At 72.9% G+C, this 20,285-nt stretch carries 14 protein-coding genes; 12 read left to right on the top strand and 2 right to left on the bottom strand.

What is annotated here, in order from left to right; genetic code table 11:
- The first annotated feature begins 2 nt into the window (after nucleotides 1–2).
- The 10 genes from OCT49_RS25425 (at nucleotide 3) to OCT49_RS25380 (ending at nucleotide 15,051) form a co-directional block, all read left to right on the top strand.
- The gene (locus tag OCT49_RS25425; protein WP_283854138.1) at nucleotides 3–416 is read left to right on the top strand and encodes a DUF6507 family protein; all 414 of its coding nucleotides are present in this window, start codon (nucleotides 3–5) and stop codon (nucleotides 414–416) included.
- Nucleotides 413–2,890, top strand: coding sequence for an ADP-ribosyltransferase (locus OCT49_RS25420; protein WP_283854137.1), 2,478 nt, complete (start codon nucleotides 413–415; stop codon nucleotides 2,888–2,890). The genes OCT49_RS25425 and OCT49_RS25420 overlap by 4 nt, the downstream gene beginning before the upstream one ends.
- Nucleotides 2,890–3,291 carry a hypothetical protein gene (locus OCT49_RS25415; RefSeq protein ID WP_283854136.1) on the top strand — a complete coding sequence of 134 codons (402 nt, stop codon included), beginning with the start codon at nucleotides 2,890–2,892 and terminating at the stop codon, nucleotides 3,289–3,291. The genes OCT49_RS25420 and OCT49_RS25415 overlap by 1 nt, the downstream gene beginning before the upstream one ends.
- Before the next feature lie 2 nt (nucleotides 3,292–3,293).
- A complete protein-coding gene (locus OCT49_RS25410; protein WP_283854135.1) occupies nucleotides 3,294–4,088 on the top strand; it encodes a DUF6508 domain-containing protein in 795 nt (264 codons plus the stop codon).
- A gap of 210 nt (nucleotides 4,089–4,298) precedes the next feature.
- On the top strand, nucleotides 4,299–4,610 hold the full coding sequence (locus OCT49_RS25405; RefSeq protein WP_148839336.1) for a hypothetical protein: 312 nt from the start codon (nucleotides 4,299–4,301) through the stop codon (nucleotides 4,608–4,610).
- A gap of 102 nt (nucleotides 4,611–4,712) precedes the next feature.
- Nucleotides 4,713–6,086 carry a type VII secretion integral membrane protein EccD gene (eccD, locus tag OCT49_RS25400; RefSeq protein WP_283854134.1) on the top strand — a complete coding sequence of 458 codons (1,374 nt, stop codon included), beginning with the start codon at nucleotides 4,713–4,715 and terminating at the stop codon, nucleotides 6,084–6,086.
- A gap of 53 nt (nucleotides 6,087–6,139) precedes the next feature.
- Entirely contained in the window at nucleotides 6,140–7,918 is a 1,779-nt protein-coding gene (locus OCT49_RS40165; RefSeq protein WP_502963417.1) for a MinD/ParA family ATP-binding protein, read from the top strand.
- A 61-nt stretch (nucleotides 7,919–7,979) separates the two neighbouring features.
- Entirely contained in the window at nucleotides 7,980–11,951 is a 3,972-nt protein-coding gene (gene eccCa, locus OCT49_RS25390) for a type VII secretion protein EccCa (RefSeq protein ID WP_283854133.1), read from the top strand.
- A gap of 85 nt (nucleotides 11,952–12,036) precedes the next feature.
- Nucleotides 12,037–13,455 carry a DUF6177 family protein gene (locus tag OCT49_RS25385; protein WP_283854132.1) on the top strand — a complete coding sequence of 473 codons (1,419 nt, stop codon included), beginning with the start codon at nucleotides 12,037–12,039 and terminating at the stop codon, nucleotides 13,453–13,455.
- Nucleotides 13,456–14,043: 588 nt separating this feature from the next.
- Nucleotides 14,044–15,051 (top strand): terpene synthase family protein, encoded by a 1,008-nt coding sequence (locus OCT49_RS25380; RefSeq protein ID WP_502963416.1) that lies wholly within the window; start codon nucleotides 14,044–14,046, stop codon nucleotides 15,049–15,051.
- Between the two features lie 164 nt (nucleotides 15,052–15,215).
- On the opposite strand, the gene OCT49_RS25375 is transcribed toward OCT49_RS25380, so the two are convergent.
- Nucleotides 15,216–16,484: a PucR family transcriptional regulator gene (locus OCT49_RS25375; protein WP_283854131.1), complete on the bottom strand. Its 1,269-nt coding sequence runs from the start codon at nucleotides 16,482–16,484 to the stop codon at nucleotides 15,216–15,218.
- A 192-nt stretch (nucleotides 16,485–16,676) separates the two neighbouring features.
- On the opposite strand from OCT49_RS25375, the gene OCT49_RS25370 reads away from it, so the two are divergent.
- Nucleotides 16,677–18,176 (top strand): long-chain-fatty-acid--CoA ligase, encoded by a 1,500-nt coding sequence (locus tag OCT49_RS25370; RefSeq protein WP_283854130.1) that lies wholly within the window; start codon nucleotides 16,677–16,679, stop codon nucleotides 18,174–18,176.
- A 138-nt stretch (nucleotides 18,177–18,314) separates the two neighbouring features.
- Nucleotides 18,315–19,877 (top strand): carboxylesterase/lipase family protein, encoded by a 1,563-nt coding sequence (locus tag OCT49_RS25365; RefSeq protein WP_283854129.1) that lies wholly within the window; start codon nucleotides 18,315–18,317, stop codon nucleotides 19,875–19,877.
- A gap of 51 nt (nucleotides 19,878–19,928) precedes the next feature.
- Here OCT49_RS25365 and OCT49_RS25360 read toward each other — a convergent pair whose 3' ends face one another.
- Nucleotides 19,929–20,144, bottom strand: a complete 216-nt coding sequence (locus OCT49_RS25360) for an EF-hand domain-containing protein (RefSeq protein WP_283854128.1) — start codon at nucleotides 20,142–20,144, stop codon at nucleotides 19,929–19,931.
- Between the last annotated feature and the right edge of the window lie 141 nt (nucleotides 20,145–20,285).

Genomic DNA, 20,285 nt, shown 5'->3' with positions numbered 1-20,285 from the left:
GCATGACTGGGTGGGATCTGAAGCCGCAGGGTATTCAGGGTGTGCTGAAGACGACGGGTGAGACGGCGTCGAAGATTCAGACGCATGTGACGTCGTACGGTGATCATCTGACGTCGGCGGCGTCGAGTGCGGGCACGATCAGTGCCGATGCCGGCGCCGGTGGCGGGGGTGGCGGGGACGGCAAGGGTGAGGAGGCCGTGGGCGGTCTGGTCGCGCTGGCCCTGTCGCAGTTCGCCGAGCACACCACCGGGGACCTGAAGTTCATCGCGGCCCGGGCCGGGAAGTCGCTGACCGGCGCGGTCGACGCCACGACCGCCTACCTCAACGGCGACCTGGAAATGGCCGCCGAGGCCCAGCGCAAGGCCCTGGGCGCGGTCGACCTGGACCCGAAGAAGCCCGGGGTGCAGACCCGATGATCAAGCCCGAGGCGATCCCCCAGTACACCGGTGACCTGGGCCGGCTGGAGAAGGACCACGCGTCCCTGACGAAGGACGCCGGCCACATCCGCGAGACCGGCTCCTCCGTCCACACCCAGTTCCAGGCCCTGTCCGCCTACTACAAGGCCCCCGAGGCCGAGCAGCTGTTCGCCTCGACGAAACCCGTCAGGGACCGGGCCGACACCTTCGCCGACGACCTCGAGAAGGTCGCCACCTCCCTGTCCGACTACGCCACCGAGATCCGCCCCCTCGTCACCAAACTCGCCCGCCTCAAGACCGAGGCCACCACCTTCGTCAACGAGAACAAGGACGACGACGAGTGGGAGTACGACGGCGACAAGGTCGAGGAGCACAACCAGCTCCGTGACGACATCACCGCGACCGTCGCCGCGTTCTGGGCCGCCGAACGCACCTGCCACAACAAGATCACCGCCCTGTTCGGCGGCACCCAGATGGTCGCCGGGGACGGCTCCGAACGCAAGGACCAGTACGGCTTCAACGCCGAGGACCTCAAGAACGCCAAACTCCCCTGGGGCGACCCCGTCGAGGAGAAACACCACTGGTACGAGGTCGGCCACTGGGTCAAGTCCTTCGTCTGGGACGGCCTGATCGTCGACGGCGTCTGGGGCACCATCAAGGGCCTGGGCACCCTCGTCGGCTTCGGCGGCTGGGAAGCCATGGGACAGGCCTGGAAGGGCCTCGCCCAGCTCGCCACCGGCCTCGTCATCACCGCCGTCCCCGGCGCCGGCGCCCTGTTCTGGACCCTCCCCGACGACAAACTCCCCTCCTGGCTCCGCGACTCACGCACCGCCATGAAGGAAACCGGCAAGGCCCTGGTCGCCTGGGACCAATGGGGCAAGAACCCCGCCCGCGCCGCCGGCGCGGTCACCTTCAACGTCCTGACCACCGTCTTCACCGGCGGCGCCGGCGCCGCCGCCTCCGGCGCCGGCAAGGCCGGAGCCGTCGCCAAGGCCCTCTCCGTCGCCGGCAAGACCGGCAAGTTCATCGACCCGATGACCTACATCGCCAAGGGCGCCGGCACCGGCCTCTCCAAGATCGGCGACATCACCCAGGGCCTCAAGGGCATCGGCACCATCGACATCCCCAAACTCCCCGATGGTTCGGTGCAGTTGCCCGACGGCCGCATCCTGGATCCCAACGGGAACCTGGTCGCCCCGAACGGCGTGGTCGACCCGACTCCGATCCCGCACGACACCGTCCCCGGCACCACCCTGCCGACGGCTTGGCAGATCCAGCAGCCGGTACCGGCGGGCGTGCACGCGGGGAACGGCATCCCCGACATGCCGTCGTACCCGCCCGGCGGGGGCTTCGACAACGTGTCGTACGGTCCGGGGAACCACGTCCCGGGCGGCAACCAGGTTCCCGGCGTCAGCAGCCACGTTCCCACCGACCACTTCCCCACCACCCCGGGGCACAACCTGCCGCCCAGCGGGTTCCACGGCCCCGGCCACGACCTGCCCGGCACCAACCCGCACGCGCCGGACGCCCCGCACACCCCGTCCCACGACGGTCCCGGCACCCCGCACAACGACGGTCCGCACAACGGCGGGCCCGACAACCCGTACGGCGGGCACACCGACGACGCGGTCACGCACACCGACGACGCCTTGCACACCGGTGACGGCGTCCCCGGCAACGGCGACCCCTTCGCCCCGACCGGCAGCACCGACGACATCGTGCACGGTGCCGACGACGGCACGCCGCCCGGCGGCCACCCCGACCCGGACGGGACGGGCAACGGCGGTTCGGGGAGCGACTTCACGTACAAGCCGCACATGTCGGCCGACGACTTCGACGACCTCACGGCGGCCGAGAAGCACCGGGTCGCCGCGGCCGAACTCACCGAGGGAACGGTCCCGTTCGCCGACGACATGGCGGCGATCCAGTACGGCCGGGACTACTGGAACGACTACGTGGACAACCTGGACCCGTCCGCGAAGCAGGCCCTCTGGGACTACACCGGTGAGACGTTCCCGTCGTACCACGACATGAACGGCTACCTGCGCGGCACTTCGGGATACGGTCCGCGGCCCGAGGTGCTGCACGACATCGCCGAGATGGACCGGGTCATGTCGACCCGCCCCGTGCCCGACGACATCATGGTCGTCCGGGGTACCGGTCTGGGGCACCTGGATCTGGACTCCCCGCTCGACATGCTGGGCCAGACGTATCCGGACAAGGGCTACACCTCCACCTCCCTCGGCAACCACCCGGTGTCCGGCTTCGCCGGCAAGGAGGCGATCCTGCACCTCCGTGTGCCGAAGGGAACGCCCGCCCTGTGGCTGGAGAAGGTCTCCAAGTTCGACGTGTCGGAACGGGAGCTGCTCCTGGCCCGCGGTTCCGAGTTCAAGGTGACCCGCGTCTTTATGGAGAATGGCCAGGTCCAGGTCTACGGCGAGGTTCTGCCGCCGAACAAGGGAGTGGCGCACTGATGAGCAGCGAACAGCGGCCGAATCCGCGACTGAACGAGGATCTGAGGTTCGACGCGGCGCCCGGGGGGCCGCCGCGCTACGGCTCCCGGTCCGACAAGCCCGTCCAGTACCTGACGGTGGCGGACCGGTCCGGCGAGGTGATCGGCTACGTGTGGGCGAACGACGAGGACGACGCCGCCGGGTGGCTGGTCCGCAAGGCGGGCGGCGACGAGGCGTTCAACAAGGGTGGCCGGTGGGCCCGGAAGCTCCACGACGCGAAGGCCCGGGGGCTGGCCCCGACCGCTGCCCTGGCGGAGATGATCGCGCAGTCGGACCCGGCGGCCGGCAGCCACGTCGTGCCCGGCTCCCTGACCGAGGCGCCCAACGCCGACGCGGTCAGGAGCCTCGCCGCCACGAGCTGACCATGCCGTACACATCCGGTGCGCCGCGCTACCGCGGCACGACCGACAAGCCGGTCCGTCACCTCACCGTCGCCGACGCCCGAGGCGTGGCCATGGGGTATCTGTGGGCCAACGACGAGGATGACGCGGCCGGTTGGTGTCTGCGGCCGGCCGGTGACTCGGCCGGCTTCGAGGACGGACTCACGTGGTCCGGGAAACTGAACGAGGCCAAGGCGCGGGGGCTCGCTCCCACGGCCGCCCTCGCCGAGCTGGCGGGCGGTGCGGGGCCGGGGACCGTCGGCCGGGTCGTGCCGGGTTCCCTGGCCACGGCTCCCTCCCTGGAGGCGCTGAAGGAGCTGGCCCGTGTCGTGACCGGGGCCGACGACCGGCGCCTGGTGGAGCAGCTCGACCGCGGGAACGCCGACGCGTGGCGCGAGCTGCGGGAGGCGTACGCCGCGCTCACGGACGAGGACCGCGACGTGCGGTGGTCCGAGGGCGGGAAGCAGCCCGACGGCACCTGGCGGATGAGTTACCCGCTGCACGACGAGCGGCTCCGGCGCCTGGTGGGCGCGCTGTCCGCCGTCGGCGCGGTGACGCCCGCCTACCTGTGGCAGGACAACCCGCCGCCGGTCGCGCCCGCCGACGGCCGGCTGAGCCCGGCCGACGCGGCGCGCGCGGCCACGGCCGTGGTGCGCGGGGAGCGGTTCTGCGACGGGACGATCGCACGGGCGGCGGGCGACGGTCTGCTCGACGCCGTGGCCGCGTCGTTGTGCGCCTGGTACGAGGCGGCGGGCGACGGTTCCTTCGTCGTTCCGTGACGAACGCGTAGTTCCGTGACGAACGCGTAATGCCCGTTCACCGGGCCCGCTCGCGCTCCGACCCGGGCTGTACTGCCCAATCGCACATGCTCTATGTTTCAGGAGTTAATCAGGGGGATTCCCGTATGGTGCGCCGTCGGCCGAGCGACCGGGACCGACGCGACGTATGACCGACGCAACGTACGACTGAGGCAACGGACGACGAGACGAATGGCACGGGATTACGACAGCCAGCTCCTGGAGTCGGTGGCGGTCCGCCGGCGCAGGATGCGGGACGCGCTGCTGTTCGGCGCGCAGCGGGCACGACGCACGGCCGACGAGCGGCTCGGGAAGGTGTTCGCGGGGATCGCCATCACCGCCGTGCTGTGCGCGGGGTGCGTGGGATGGTCCTTCATCCAGAACATGATGGAGAAACAGAAGGCCGAGCAGCAGAAGCAGCAGCGCCAGGAACAGCAGTACCAGCAGCCGACGAAAACGGCGCAACCGGATAAAACCGGGGAATCGACGAAGAATCCCCAGTGAATCTCTAATTCCGGAAAATAGAGAAAGAGTTCCCCGCAAAGGGGACGGAGAAGGCGCTAGTAGCATGGGCACGCCAAGCTGCCCGACTCCTCAAACGTCGCGATGATAGGTTCCCGTCAAGTGGTGAGCACAGCAACGACTTCCCGAGCGCAGCTCAGCCGGGTGACCCTGGTCGGTGAGCGACGCCGGGCCGATATCGTCCTGCCGTCCGATACCCCGATCGGGCAGCTGCTGCCGGACATTCTGCAGTTGCTGGACGACCGGGCGGCGGCACGCCCGATGACACGGCAGTTGATCACTTCGGACGGTTCCGCGCTGCCGCACGACAGCACGCTGTCCTCGGTGGGGATCGCGGACGGTGCCGTGCTCCGGCTCGTCCGGGCCCACTCCGCACCCCCCGCCCCGGTCGTGCACGACGTCACCGACCTGGTGGCCGACGACCTCGATCTGCAGACCTGGCGCTGGCGCCCCTCCGCGCGCCGGACCAGTGCGGGCGTGGCCTCCGTGGCCTTCGCGGTGGTCGCCGCCCTGCTCGCCCGTCGCGAGTTCGCCCTGGACGCGCTGAGCAGCGTCCTCGCGGCCGTCACGTTCGTCCTGCTGGCGGCCGGTGCGCTGATCGCCCGGATCGGCCGGGGGAACCGGGGGCTGGCGACCGCGCTCCTGCTCGCCTCGGGCAGCCTCGGCATCCTCACCGCCTGGACCGCCGCGGACGCCTACGACTGGTCGGGCACCGCCCGACTGGCCGCCGTGGCGGGGGCGCTGGCCCTGACGCTGGTGCTCCTCGGCTACTTCTCGCCGCTCGGCCGGGGCGGGCTCATCGGGGCCGCCGCCACTGCCGTGATCACCGTGGTGTGGGAGGTCGTCGCCGCGGTCCAGGGCGATCCGGCCCGGCTCGGCGCGGTGATGGCCGTCTTCTCCGTCGTCCTGCTCGGTCTGCTCCCCCGGCTCGCCCTGGCGGCGTCCGGGCTCACCGCGCTCGACGACCGCCGCTCCGGCGGCACCTCCGTCAGCCGGCACCAGGTGGGCAACGCGCTGGCGGCCACCCACCGCGGCCTCGCCCTCGCGACCGTGGTCACCGCGGTCTCCGCCGTGGCCGGCGGATGGCTGCTGACGCTGGCCGACAAGCCGTCCGTATGGACCGTGGCGCTCCCCTCGCTGGTGGCCCTCGTGCTGCTCTCGCGGGCGCGGGCCTTCCCGCTGGTCGCCGAGGTCGTGGCGCTCTTCGCCGCCGCGGCGGTCCTGATCGTGCGTCTGGTCATGCTGTGGATGCAGCACGCCGGGGGCGCCGGACCGCTCGCCCTGCTGTGCGTGGCCGCGGTGCTGCCGCTGCTCGTCCTGGCGGTGCAGCCGCCCGAGCACGTGCAGGTCCGGCTGCGGCGCGTGGCCGATCTGGTCGAATCCATCGGTGTGGTGGGGCTGTTCCCGCTCGCCGTCGGGGTGTTCGGCGTGTACGGACAGCTGCTCAACAAGTTCTGAGTCGACTCGCAGGTGCTCCCGGCGGGGCAGCAGGGCGAAAAAGAAGGGCAGACATGCCGAACGAAGACAACTGGCAGGGCGATGTGCTGCGCGCCATGAGGAGCAACTCCGCCCAGGAGGGCGCGCAGGACTCCGGCGGCCAGGCGCAGGGTGCCGACGGCCAGGGGTACGGCACCCCCGCGCAGGCGTACGGCACTCCCGCACAGGGGCAGGCCCAGGCCCAGGGGCAGCAGGCGTACGGCACCCCCGCGCAGGGCCAGGTCCAGGGGCAGTCCGCGTACGGCGCTGCCGCACAGAACCAGGCGTACGGCGTTCCCGCTCAGGACCAGGCGTACGGTCAGCAGGACCAGGCGTACGGCCAGGGTGGTCAGGCGTACAGCACGCCCCAACAGCCCCAGCAGGCCCAACAGCACGCCGGATACCAGGAACAGCAGGCGCCCCAGCAGCCCCAGCAGTACGCCGGGTACCAGGAACAGCAACAGGCCCAGCAGCCCCAGCACTCCCAGCAGTACGCCGGGTACCAGGAACAGCAACAGGCCCAGCAGCCCCAGCACTCCCAGCAGCACCCCGGGTACCAGGGACAGCAGCAGGCCGCGTACGCCGGGTACCAGGAGCAGCCGCAGGCCGTCCCGTACGCGGGTCACCAGGAACAGCAGGCTCCCCAGCAGGCCCCCCAACAGCCTCAGCAACCTCAGCAGTACGCCGGGTACCAGGAACAGCAACAGGCCCAGAAACCCCAGCAGCACCCCGGCTATCAAGAACAGCAGCAGGCGGTGGCGGCAGCCGCGCCCGCCGTCGGGCAGCAGCAGAGCCAGGCCCCGGCTCAGACCCCGGCCCAGACCCAGGCCCCGGCCCAGACTCCGGCCCAGGAGCAGGCCGCCGCGTACACGCCGGGCACCCGCTCGCACCGCACCCCCGACTCCCGGCCCGTCGTGGACCGGAGTCTGGCCGCCGTCGGGCTCAAGGCCCGGCGCGGGGAGCCGTTCGCCACGCGGGCCGCGCGCGCCCTGCGGGTGAGCGTGTCCTCGTCGGCCGCGCGCGAGGTGGCCAGGACCACCGCCACCGCCGAGACGCTCCAGCAGCCCGTGACCACCGGCCGGCAGATCGCCGTCACCTCCATCCGGGGCGGCGCGGGCAAGTCCACCGTCGCCGCGCTGCTCGGCACCACCTACGCGCACTACCGCCAGGACCCGGTCCTCCTCGTCGAGGCCGACCCGGCGCTCGGCTCGCTGCCGCTGCGGCTCGGCGCCGAGACGCTGCGCTGGACCACCGGTGACCTCGCGGGCATCATCGAGCCGCAGATGTCGCTGCTCGACATCACCGGTTACCTCGTCCAGCTCCCCGGCAACGCCTGGCTGCTGCCCGGCAGCCAGGGCCAGATCGGCGCGATGCTGGACAGCCGGGCGTACGAGCGGGTCATGGTGTCGCTGCGCCGCTACTTCGGCGTCACCGTCGTCGACTGCGAGACGCTGCCCGCCGAGGTCGCCCGCGTCGCGCTGTCCGCCGCCCAGGCCCGGGTGCTGGCCGCTCCCGCCACGCTGGAGGGCATCACCAGCACGTACGCGGTGCTCCAGTGGATGCAGTCGCTGCCCCGGCACGTGATCACCGGCACGGTCGTCGTGCTCAGCGAACTGGTGCCGCACCCCGGGCTCGACCTCGCCGAGGCGGCGAAGAAGCTGGAGGCCACCGGGGCGAGCGTCCGGGTCCTGCCGTACGACCGGCACCTGGCGGCCGGCGGCGAGATCCGCACCGAACTCCTGGCGCACGCGACCAGGGAGGCCGCCACCCGGCTCGCCGCGGACGTGTTCCGGCTCTCCCAGCAGCAGCACTGATCACCGACCGGCAACACCACCGCTCCCCGATGCCGAGCCCGACCCCGAGTGACGGACGACGATGAGTACCCGACTGATCCACCGCCCGGCCAGGACCACCCGGCCGCCGGCCGCCTCCGAGGCGCGCACCATCGAGGCGCCGCCGAACCTTCCCGAGGGCAAGTCGGGCAACATCGCGATGTCGTTGTTGCCCGTGGCCGGAGTGATGTCCTCCGTCGTGATGATGACGGTCGTGCGCAACAGCCAGTTCGCCGGGCTCGGGGCGATCATCCTGCTCGTCACCGTCATCGGCTCCCTGGTGCTCGTCTTCTCGCAGCGCGGCAAGGCCCAGCGCACCCGCCGCACCCAGCGCGAGGCCTACCTCGCCTATCTGGAGGACCTGCGCGAGGAGCTGTCGGTCGAGGAGCGCGAGCGGGCGGAGCGGGCCGAGGTGCTCAACCCGCCGCCGCACGCCCTGTACGACATAGTCCGCGACCCGGCCCGGCTCTGGGAGCGCCGCCGGCTCGACGACGACTTCCTGCGGGTGCGCGTCGGCACGGGCGAGATGCCGGTGCGTGACCTGAAGGTCGCCCAGCAGGGTTCCTCGGTCCTCTCGCCGCCCGACACCTTCATGCTCAACGAGGCGTCGGCGCTGATGGACCGCTTCCGCACCGGCACCGAACTCCCGCTCACCGTCCCGCTCGACCGGGTCGGCAACATCAGCGTCATCGGTCCGCGCGAGGACTGTCTGCGCGTCGCGCGCGCCCTGCTCGTCCAGACCGCCGCCACCCACGCCCCCGACGACGTCGCGATGGCGCTCGCCGTGCCCGGGGACCGGCTGGCGGACTGGGAGTGGGCCAAGTGGATGCCGCACCTGCTCGACCCCGAGCAGTTCGACGGGCCGGTCGCCGCCCGCCGGATCGCCCCGTCCGCACCCCAGCTCGCCCGCCAGATCAGTCCGGAGCTGCGCCGCCGCGCCTCGTACGCGGCCGAGGTGCGGCGCGGTCTGTCGGGCAAGGACGCGCTGTCCATGACGTCCCGGCTGCTCGTCGTGACCGACGGGCACGGCGAGGACGCGGTCGAGCTGCCGCGGCCGGACGACGCGGTGGGGCTGCGCGAGATGGGCGTCAGCGTGCTGCACCTGCTCGAACAGCGCATCCAGGAGCCGGGGCACGTCAGCGTCCGGATCACCGTCGACGGCGACGGGGTGGTCATCGAGGACCTGCGCGAGCGGGAGCCGATCAGCGCCCACGGCATCGTGGACGAGGTCGGCATCCCGTTCGCGGAGGGTCTGGCCCGGATGCTGGCGCCGATGCGGCTGTCCGCCGAGTCGCTGGTGGACGCCCCGCTGTCCGGCCCCGTGGACTTCGCCGATCTGCTCGGCATCGACGACGTGGCGCGGCTCGACCTGTCGCGGCTGTGGGCGCCGCGCGGCGAACGCGCCTTCCTGCGCGTGCCGATCGGCATCAGCGACTCCCACCAGCCGGTGCTCCTGGACCTGAAGGAGTCCTCCGAGCTGGGCATGGGCCCGCACGGGCTGTGCGTCGGTGCCACCGGTTCCGGCAAGTCGGAGCTGCTGCGCACCCTGGTCCTGGCCCTGGTGGCCACGCACCCGCCGGAGGACCTCGCCCTGGTCCTCGTCGACTACAAGGGCGGTGCGACCTTCGCCCCGTTCGCGGAGCTGCCGCACGTGGCCGGCGTCATCACCAACCTGGAGAACCAGGCGGGCCTCGTCGAGCGGGTGCACGCCTCGCTCGCCGGCGAGGTCAAGCGCCGCCAGCAGGTGCTCAAGGACGCGGGCAACGTCGCCGACATCGGTGACTACGCGGCGCTGCGCGCGGACCGGCGGCCCGACCTGGACCCGCTGCCGCACCTGTTCGTGGTGATCGACGAGTTCGGTGAACTGCTCACCGCGAAGCCGGACTTCATCGACCTGTTCCTCTCCATCGGCCGCATCGGCCGCTCCATCGGGGTGCACCTGCTGCTGTCCAGCCAGCGCATCGAGGGCGGCAAGCTGAAGGGCCTGGACACCTACCTCTCGTACCGGCTCGGGCTGCGCACCTTCTCCGCCGACGAGTCCCGCACCGTCCTGGACACCACGGACGCCTTCCACCTGCCGCCGCTGCCCGGCTTCGGTTACCTCAAGGTGGACACCAGCCACTACGAGCGCTTCAAGGCGAGCTACGTCTCGGGCGCCTACCGGGGCCCCGTGCAGCGGGACGAGGAGCAGGACACCGGGCCGCTGGCCCTGGAGTACGAGGCGTTCAACACGCTGGCCGAGCCGGAGACCGTGGCCGAGGAGCCGAAGGTGCGGCGCCGGGAGACCGGGCCGACCGAGATGGGCGTCGTCGTCGACCAGCTGCGGGAGGCGGCCGGTCCGGTGCGCCGGATCTGGCTGCCGCCGCTGCCCGGCGCCATCGCCCTGGACAAGGTCGCGGGGCCGCTGGACGTGGGGCCGCGCGGGATGCAACTGGCCCGGCGCAAGGGCCCGTTGCAGGTGCCGCTCGGTCTGCTCGACGACCCGACGAAGCAGTGGCAGGGCCAGTGGTACCTGGACCTGACGGTGGCGGGCGGTCACGTCGCGATCATCGGCGGTCCGCAGTCCGGCAAGACCACGCTGCTGCGTACCCTCGCCCTCTCGCTCGCACTCACCCACACCCCGCAGGAGGTCGGCGTCTACGGCCTCGACCTGGTCGGTGGCGGGCTCCAGGCGATCTCCGGGCTGCCGCACGTCGGCGGGGTCGCCGGCCGTGCGGACCGGGAACGCGCGGGCCGCACCGTCGAGGAGGTGCGGGGCATGCTCGCGGTGCGCGAGGAGCTCTTCCGCGAGCACAACATCGACTCCGTGGAGCAGTTGCGTTCCCTGCACACGGCGGGCCGGCTGCCGCAGCTGGCCTCGGCCGAGATCGTGCTGGTCATCGACGGTTTCGGGGCGCTGCGCGACGACTTCGACGAGCTGGACGACGCGGTCGTCGACATCCTCAAGCGCGGTGGCGGCTACGGCATCCACGTGGTCGCGGGCATGCTCCGCTGGAACGACGTGCGCATCGCCACCCAGTCGAACTTCGGCACCCGGGTCGAGCTGCGGCTGAACGACCCCAGCGAGTCGAGCGTCGACCGCAAGCTCGCCCAGACCCTGTCGCCCGACGAGCCGGGCCGCATCCTCACCGACGGCAAGCTCTTCGCGCAGGTGGCGCTGCCCCGTACGGACGGTCTGGCGGACGTCTCGGACCTGGGTGCCGTGCTGGAGCACACCGCCCGCACGATCCGGGCCACCTGGAGCGGCGAGGTCGCCCAGCCGGTGCGGATCCTGCCGCACGTCCTGGAACCGCACCTGCTGCCGGGGCCGGTCGCCGAGCCCAAGCGGGTGCCGATCGGCCTGGACCAGACGGCGCTCGCGCCCGCCCTGCTCGACCTGTTCCACCACGACCAGCACCTGCTGGTCCTGGGCGACAGCGAGTGCGGCAAGACGAACCTGCTGAAGACCATCGCCCACGGCCTCATCGAGCGCTACGGCGAGGAGGAGCTGGTCTTCGCCGTCATGGACCCGCGGCGCGGACTGCGCGGCGCGATCCCCGAGGAGTTCCGCGGCGGCTACGCGTACAACCCCAAGATGTGCGCGGGGCTGGCCGCCGGGATCGCCACCGAGCTGGAGAAGCGGCTGCCGGACGACCGGGCGGACACCGAGGACCTGGAGCCCGGCAGCTGGGGCAGCGGTCCGCGGATCGTGATCCTCGTGGACGACTACGACGTGCTGACCACCGCGGGCCAGGCGCCGCTCGACCCGTTCCTGCCGTACATCCCGTCCGCCGTGGACATCGGGCTGCACTTCGTCCTGACCCGCCGGGTCGCGGGTGCCTCGCGCGGCATGTACGACCCGCTGATGCTGGGGCTGCGCGAGTCGGGGGCCTCGGCGCTCCTGATGGCGGGCGACCGCAGCGAGGGGCAGCTGTTCCCCGGTGTGTACGCGACCCAGCAGCCGCCGGGACGCGGCGTGTTCATCCGCAGGGGCCAGCCCAACCGCCTCATCCAGACCGTGTACACCGCGGAGTGACGCGCCGGGCGGCGGCCCCGTACCGACGGAGCCGCCGCCTCCCGCGCGCCCTCGCACCCCGGAAGAAGAAGGAACGGCCGACCACATGACCAAGGACGTCATCGCCCTCACGCCGCGCATGCCCGACCCGTTGACCGTGCTCGCCGGTCTGCTCTCGGGCGGCCCCGACAAGCTGGTGGGGACGACGGGCGAGGACGCCGTCGTGCAGCTCTGCGACGAGGAGGGCCGGCCGCTCGTCTCCGTCGAGGCGCCGATGCTGGTGCAGGTCGCGGGCGAGGCCGAGCGGCTGCTCGGGACGACCGCGCCCCCGGTCCCGTACTGGTGGACGGAGGCCCGGGCCACCACCGGCGTCCAGGAGGCCGAGCTGCTCGCGGGGACCTTCGGGGCCCGGGTCGCCACCATGGCCGGGGGCCACGCCTGGCCGCCGGAGGCCACGCGTTCCCTGGCGGTGGTGAAGAGCGAGGGCGTGCGCGCGGTGCCCACGCCCGCCGCCGCGCAGCCCGCCGTCGACGCCCTCACCGACAAGGTGGCCGTCATCATCCAGGACCGTCCGGTGATCGCCATGACGGCCTGGCTGGCAGACGCGTTCCGGGCGGCGGCCAATGCCGAGCTGGGCATCCAGATCGTCACGTCGCCGGGCGCCATGCTCTCCCCCGCCGTGCGCAACAGTCTGAGCGGCTGGCCTTCGCGGTGGGTGGTGCAGGACGAGAAGGACGGTTACTACGACGGCCTGTCCGGTGCCGTACTGCGCTGGCAGCACGGCATGTTCGCGCCGGTCGAGTCGCCCGACGCGGGCCCCGACGACCTGCGCACGCCGGTGGCCGCCTCCTACGGGGAGGTCTCGGACACCGGTGAGCGCCAGCTGGCCCTCACGTTCCGCACGGTCCACCCGGCGGACGACCGGCTGGTGCTGGGCGGGGCCCTGGAGGCGGTGTGGCAGGAGCTGACCGGCACGGACCCGGCCGGCTGGGGCACCGCGGAGCCCGCCTCCCTGCCCTGGTCGCTGCGGCGGCTGACCGATGTCGCCTTCGAGCGGTCGCCCGAGCCGACCTGGTTCGTGGTGGTCGGCGGTCCGGACCGGCCGGGCCTGGCCACGCTCCGCGTCAGCCGCACGAAGGGCGGGGTGGAGGAGGAGGTCACGCTGGCGTTCGGCTACGGACCCGGCGAGGAGCCGCCGTTGGAGGCCCTGCCCCGGGCGGCCGAGGTGCTGGCGACCCGCCACCACCTCCAGTCGATGCTGGTCCAGATCCGCAAGGCCCGCCGCGACCTGGCCGTTCCTCCGCGCTTCGAGGGGCCGGGCGTCCCGGTGGCGTTCGTGCTCGGCGCGGAGGAGGTCCGCGAGATGCCCGGTGACCGCGCCCGGCGCACCCCGCTGGCCGAACCCCCGGTCCAGCTCGGCCCGAAGACCCGTCCCGCGCTGTACTACCCGCTGCCCGGCGACCCGTCGGACCTGTCGGGCTGGCAGGACTTCGAACGTCTGATGCGGCACCTGAAGGGCGCCTGAGGACTCCGGGCACGCGGCCGGGTGAACTGCCGGGCAGGGTACGCGGCCCGGCGGACTGCCGGGACGAGCGCGCGGCCGGGCGGACTGCCGGACCGGACATGTGGCCGGGGAAGCCGCCGAGCCGGGCACGAAGGACCTTCGGTGGGGGTTTGTCCCGTTCTGGGGGCCCTTCGACACGCCCCTTTGAGCCAAATATGAGAGCCCCGGCCCGACCGTCGGATGCCCGCCCCGGGAAGACAGGAACCGCTCAAAGCCGTTCACCGCATCCTGACGATCAAACAATTTCGGTCACAAACGACTTCCCTCCCTCGCCCACACCGGGTTGACTGGGAGTCACGCATGGTGATGCCGCCGTCCTGCACCGAGGGCGATTGCCACCACGGGCCCCCGCGGGCCCGGCCCCGATGCCCAGGAATCCGGCGGAGGAGAGTGAGCAGGGATGACTGCCGCGTCTCGCACGGCACGTCTCCGGCCGCGGTCGCCGGGGGCGGGCGGCCCGGCTCCGCGGCACTTGTCCGGCACAGGCTCCGAATTCGGCCGGACAGCAGCCCGCACCCTTCATCCGTACCGTTTCCACGAGGGGCACCAATGAGCCAGATCGCGCTGCCGACGTTTCATATGCCGTTCCAGAGCACCGGATGCAACCCAGGTATCGAGAGGACCAGGGAGGCCGTGTGGGAATGGGCCGAATCGAACGGTCTCGTGCTCTCCCCCACGGCCCGGAAGAAGATGATCCGGACCAGGCCCGAGCTATGGATCTCCCTCATCTTCCCCAAGGTCTCGCAGCAGCACCTCGACCTCTTCTGCCAGTGGCTCTTCTGGGCCTTCCTCGTCGACGACGAGTTCGACGACGGGCCCGCCGGACGTGATCCGCGCATGTGCGAGGCGGCGATCGACCGGCTGGTCTCCGTACTGGACGGCGCACCGCCGCACGGGGCCATGGAACACGCCCTGATCGGGCTCAGGGACCGGACGTACCGGGACCGTTCGGCGCGCTGGATCCGGCAGTTCCGGCGGGACACGGTCGCCTGGCTGTGGACCTACTACGCCGAGGCCGTGCAGCGGGCCGCCGGACAGGTGCCGGGCCGGGACGAGTTCGTGAGGCACCGCCGGGACTCGGTGGCCATGCAGCCCTTCCTCGACCTGCACGAGATCGCCGCCGGGATCGACCTCCCGGAATCGGCCCGGAGCCTGCCCGCGTACATCGCCCTGCGCAACGCCGTGACCGACCACTCGGGGCTGTGCAACGACATCTGCTCCTTCGAGAAGGAGGCGGTGCTCGGCTACGAGCACAACGCGGTGGCCCTCATCCGGCGCGAGCGGGGGCTGACCCTCCAGGAGGCCGTCGACGAGGCCGGCACGCAACTCGCGGGAATAGCGGAACGGGTACGGCGCGCCGAGCGGGAGCTGGCCGAGCAGATCGCGGCGGCCGGCATCGAGGGCCCCGTCCGGATCGCGCTGGAGCGGTGCGTGCGGGACTACCGAGGCCTGGTCCGGGGCGACTTCGACTACCACGCCCGCGCGGAGCGCTACACCCGTCCCGACCTGACGGAGGTCGACGAACGGGACTCCCTGTCGGGGTTCTTCGCCGCTTGACGCCCCCTGACGACCCCCTGACGGCCGCCTGGCCGTCGCCCGACCAGCTGCTGCCCCGGGCCGCCCGGCCCGGGGCGTGATCCGGGAGCGCCCTCGACGGCCCGGCACCCCGGACCACGCCCTCGGATCACCCCCGGGTCACGCCCTCGGATCACGCCTTCGGATCATGCCCGTGGCGGCAATGCCCTGAGGGCCAGCGCCCAGCCCAGCCGGGACTCGCCCGACTCCGCGGAACGGCCGGTGAGTTCGGCGATCCGGCCGATGCGGTTGAGGACGGTGTTGCGGTGGCAGTAGAGCCGCTCGGCGGCCCGCGCCGCCGAGCAGCCGCTGTCGAGCCAGACCCGGAGCGTGCCGAGCAGCGTGTCGCGTTCGGCCGCCGTTTCCAGGACGGCGCCCAGGTACGTGGTGACGATGCGCCCGGCGATCTCCGGGCGGTCGACGAGGAGGATCTCCGCCAGCCGGTCGTCGAACGCCACCGCCTCGCCGCTCCCGGCGGGGAGGGTGCGCAGGGCCTGTTCGGCCAGGCGCAGGGCCCGGCCCGCGCGGGCGAGCCGGGCGAACTCCGGCGACACGCCCGCGGTGGCGCCGGTGTGCTCGCGCAGCAGGTCGAGCAGGACGTCGTACTCCTCCGCGGCCAGCCGCACGATCCCCTCGTACCGGCCCGATCTCGGCCGCCAGAAGGACCAGATGCCGTGGCTCTCCAGGGCGGCCCCCGGGTTGGGCGCCGCCGCCGGGTCCTGGGCCGCCGCGACGACGACGTACCGGTCCCGGACCGGCACCCCGAGCGCGGCGGAGGCCGCCGAGGCGACCGCCGGGTCGTCCCCGCGCCCGTCGAGCAGCGCCTCGAAGAGGGCGGCGCGGCGGGTGTCCTGACGGCCCTGCATCTCCAGCCGGGTCAGCCGGTACGACTCCGCCATCGCGAGCGAGTAGCGGTCGATGGTCTCCCACAGGGCGCCCGCCACGTCGAGCTCGGTGTCCCGGCCGGCCGCCGCCGCGGCGGCCACGACGCCCCCCTCGGCGTCCCCCGGCCGTCCGGCCCGCGCCGCCCGCAGGTGCTCGGCCATCACCTGCCACATCACCCGGCCCCCGCGCCGGTAGGCCTGGAGCACGGTGTCCAGCGGCACGTCCTGCTCCGCGCGCCGCCGCCCCGTCTCGCGCGCCGCGTGCTCGAAGTCCTCCCGGCCGGGAGGCAGTCCGCCGAAGTCCTCCAGGGCCCGTCGCAGGTTGTCGCGGCAGATCTCCCGCAGGTCGTCCCGGCTGACGGGCGTGCCCGACGCGTACGTGCCGCTGTGCGCGTGGATGTCGGCGACGACCCGCCGGGTCAGGTCGTCGAGCCCCGGCAGCAGGGCGGCGGCCAGGGCGCGGCGCAGTTCGTCGTCGGCGCCGTCCCGGCCGTCGGCGCGGGGGGTCCGGGCTCCGGTTTCGTCCAGCATGCGGGAAGGCTAGCGCCGTTCCTGTCAGGTGGCTGTTAGGCGGTTGCCTTGCCCTGTGCATCCCCGGGGGGCCACTGCCCAGGCAGGCCGGGCACACGGTGGGCACCTGCACATTGTGCCGGGCGGGGCCGCGGCCGATTCTGGGCATCAGCAGCCGTGCAACCACCGTGTGCCCACCTCCTGGAGTTCTTCATGTCCCTCAGCGTCGCCGCCGTACTCGGCGCATCGGTCCACCGGCATCCCGACCGCGTCGCCGTGGTCGATTCCGGCACCCGCCTCACCTACCGGGAGCTGTGGGCCGGGGTGCTGGAACGCGCGGGCGCGCTGCGGGCGGCCGGGGTGCGGCCCGGGGACCGAGTGGCGGTGCTGCTGCCCAACACGGCGGACTTCCTGTACGCGTACTACGGGGCGCTCGCCGCCGGGGCGACGGTGGTACCGGTGCACGGGCTGCTGGTGGCCGAGGAGGTGGCGTACGTGCTGCGGCACAGCGGCTGCGTCCTGCTGATCGGCGGCGGCGCGCTGTGGCCGGTGGCCGAGAAGGGGGCGCGGGCCGCGGGGGTGCGGGCCGTGCGCGGCGTCCCGGCGGGCGGTGTCCCGCTGTCCGGGCCGGAGCCCGCGGCGCCGCAGGACGTCGCCGTGATCCTTTACACGAGCGGCACGACCGGGCGGCCGAAGGGGGCCCTGCTCACCCACCACAACATCGTGACGAACGCGTCGGTGGTCGCCGACGACCTGCTGGAACTGACCCCCGACGACGTGGTCCTGGGCTGTCTGCCGCTGTTCCACAGCTACGGGCAGACCTGTGCGATGAACGCGACGCTGCGGGCGGGGGCCGCGCTCGTGCTCGTGCCGCGCTTCACCGGCGCGGGCGCCCTGGAGCTGCTGGCCGCCGAGGGCGTGAGCGTCTTCATGGGCGTGCCGACGATGTACCACGCGCTCGTCGAGGCCGCCGCGGGGGACGCCGGCACCGCGCCCCGGCCCGTCCTGCGCGCGGCCGTCTCGGGCGGCGCCGCGCTCCCCGTGGCCGTGCTCGAACGCTTCGAGGAGGTCTTCGCGACCCAGGTCCTGGAGGGCTACGGGCTGACCGAGACCTCCCCCGTCGCCACCTTCAACCAGCCCCGCACCGGCCGGCGCCCCGGCACGGTGGGTCATCCGATCCGGGGCGTGGAGGTCGGTGTCGCGGACGCGGCGACGGAGGACGCCGTGGTGCTGCTGCCGGACGGGGAGGTCGGCGAGGTGGTGGTGCGCGGCCACAACGTCTTCGCGGGGTACCTCGACGACCCGGTGGCGACGGCCGCCGCGGTGGTCGACGGCTGGTTCCGCACCGGGGACCTGGGGGTGCGGGACGAGGACGGCTTCCTGAGCATCGTCGACCGGAAGAAGGACCTGATCATCCGGGGCGGCTTCAACATCTACCCGCGCGAGGTCGAGGAGGTGCTGGTGCGTCATCCGGCGGTCCTGGAGGTCGCCGTGATCGGTGTGCCGGACGAGGCGCGCGGCGAGGAGATCTGCGCGGTCGTCGTGCCCCGCCCGGACGCGGACGGGGTGACGGATCAGGAGGTGATCGCCTGGTCCCGGGAGCGGCTCGGGCGGCACAAGTACCCGCGGATCGTGCGGTTCGTCGAGGCGTTGCCGCTCGGCCCGACCGGGAAGGTACTCAAGAGGGCGCTGACGACCGCCGCTTCCTCCTGACCCACCGGACCGGCACCCGCCGGACCGCACCCACTTGACCGGTTCCTCACCGCACTCCCCACCCGTCGCGCTCCCCGTCCGTCGCACTCCCCCACCCTCGCCACGCCACCCCGCACCGCAGAAGGGCCGAAGCCAGCCATGACCGCCGCACCCCCTCCCGCCTCCGGTCCCGCCCCCGATCCCGCTCCCGCCCCCGATCCCGCTCCCGGTCCCGGGGCATCGCCGCAGGTCGAAACGGTCCACGGAACCGTGCGCGGGACGCTGGAGCAGGGCGTCCGCGTCTTCCGGGGCATCCCGTACGCGGCCGCTCCGGTCGGCGCCCGTCGCTTCCGGGCCCCGGAGCCGCCCGAGCCGTGGGAGGGCGTGCGGGAGGCGGTGGCGTTCGGGCCGACCGCGCCCAAGCGGCCGTACTCCCCGCCGCTGGACCGGTTGCTGCCCGATCCCGACGTGCCGGGCGACGACTGCCTCAACCTCAACGTCTGGACCCCGGACCCGGCCCATGACTCGGACCCGTCCCCGGTCCCGGACCGCACCGGGCTGCCCGTCCTCGTCTGGATCCACGGCGGTTCGCTGCTGCACGGCTCGTCGGCCGTTCCGCTGTACGACGGGACGGCGTTCGCCCGTGACGGGGTGGTCCTCGTGTCGGTCAACTACCGGCTGGGCATCGAGGGGTTCGGGGTGTTCCCGGACGCGCCCGCCAACCGGGGGCTGCTCGACCAGCTCGCGGCGCTGGCCTGGGTGCGGGACAACATCGCGGCGTTCGGCGGCGATCCGGACCTCGTCACGGTGTGCGGCGAGTCGGCGGGGGCGGTCGCCATCGCCGCCCTGCTGGCCGCCCCTCGGGCGAGGGGCCTGTTCCGGCGCGCGGTGCTGCAGAGCGGTGCGCCGACCGCGTTGCGGCCGGACGACGCCCGCCGCACGACGGAGCTGGTCGCGAAGCGGCTCGGGGTTCCGGCGACGGCCGCGGCACTGGCCTCGGTGGACCCGGCGGCGCTGCTCGACGCCCAGACCGCGGTGACGGCCGGCGGTTCCCCGCTGACCGGCGGGAACTCGTTCCAGATCGTGGTGGACGGCGATCTGCTGCCCCGCGATCCGCTGGAGGCGCTGCTGGACGGCGCCGCCGACGACGTCGATCTGCTGATGGGCTCGAACAGCGAGGAGTACCGGCTCTGGTTCGTGCCGAGCGGTCTCACGGAGCGGCTGTCCCGGATCGGGCTGCGGATGGCCCTGCTGAAGTTCGGGGTGCCGCGCGCCACGGAGCGCGCCTACCGCGCGAACCGGCCCGGGGCCACCCCGGGCGAGCTGCTGGGGGCGCTGGCCACCGATCTGCTGCTGCGGGTCCCGCTGAACCGGCTGGCCGATGCCCGGACCGGTGCCCCGGGGAGCACCCATGTCTACGAGTTCGGCTGGCCGTCGCCCGTGCTGCGGCTCGGCGCCTGTCACGCGCTGGAGATCGGTTTCGTCTTCGACACCCTGGACCGGCCCGACGCGATCGCCCTGGCCGGTGCGGACGCCCCGCAGGAGCTGGCGGACGCGATGCACGCGGCGTGGGTGCGGTTCGCGGCCTGCGGCGATCCCGGCTGGCCGGGCTGGGACGCCGGCCGCCCGGTGATGGGCTTCGGTCCCGGCACGCCCGCCGTGGTGCACGCCCCGCGCGACGAGGAGCTGCGCGGCTGGGCGCCGTACCGGCAGCGGTCCTGACGGGGCGGCGCGGGCGGCCCCCGGCCCGTGGGCCGGGGGTCCTCCGGGCCGTCAGCCCTTGTTCTGCGCCGCCCAGAACTCGTCGAACGTGAGCAGCCCGTCGCCGTTGGCGTCGTGCGAGTTGATGACGGCCTGGGCCACCGTCTCGGTGACGTAGGGGTCGCCGAGCTGAGCCATCACGCTCTTGTACTCGGCGGCCGAGATCAGCCCGTCGTTGTTCAGATCGAACCGCTGGAATGCCGTGCGCGCCGACTCGATGTCCGCCACAGTTCCGCCCCTTCGTAATGCCTGATCATTGCCCGACCGATTGCCTGACTGACGGAGGTCAGATTAACGGGCGCGACGTCCGGCGGTCGCGTCCGGCCCGGCATCCACCCCTCGGCCCGGCCCCGACCCGGTGGTCCGGGC

Source organism: Streptomyces sp. ML-6, from assembly GCF_030116705.1.
GTDB lineage: Bacteria > Actinomycetota > Actinomycetes > Streptomycetales > Streptomycetaceae > Streptomyces.
This window is presented reverse-complemented; position numbering and strand designations above follow the sequence as displayed.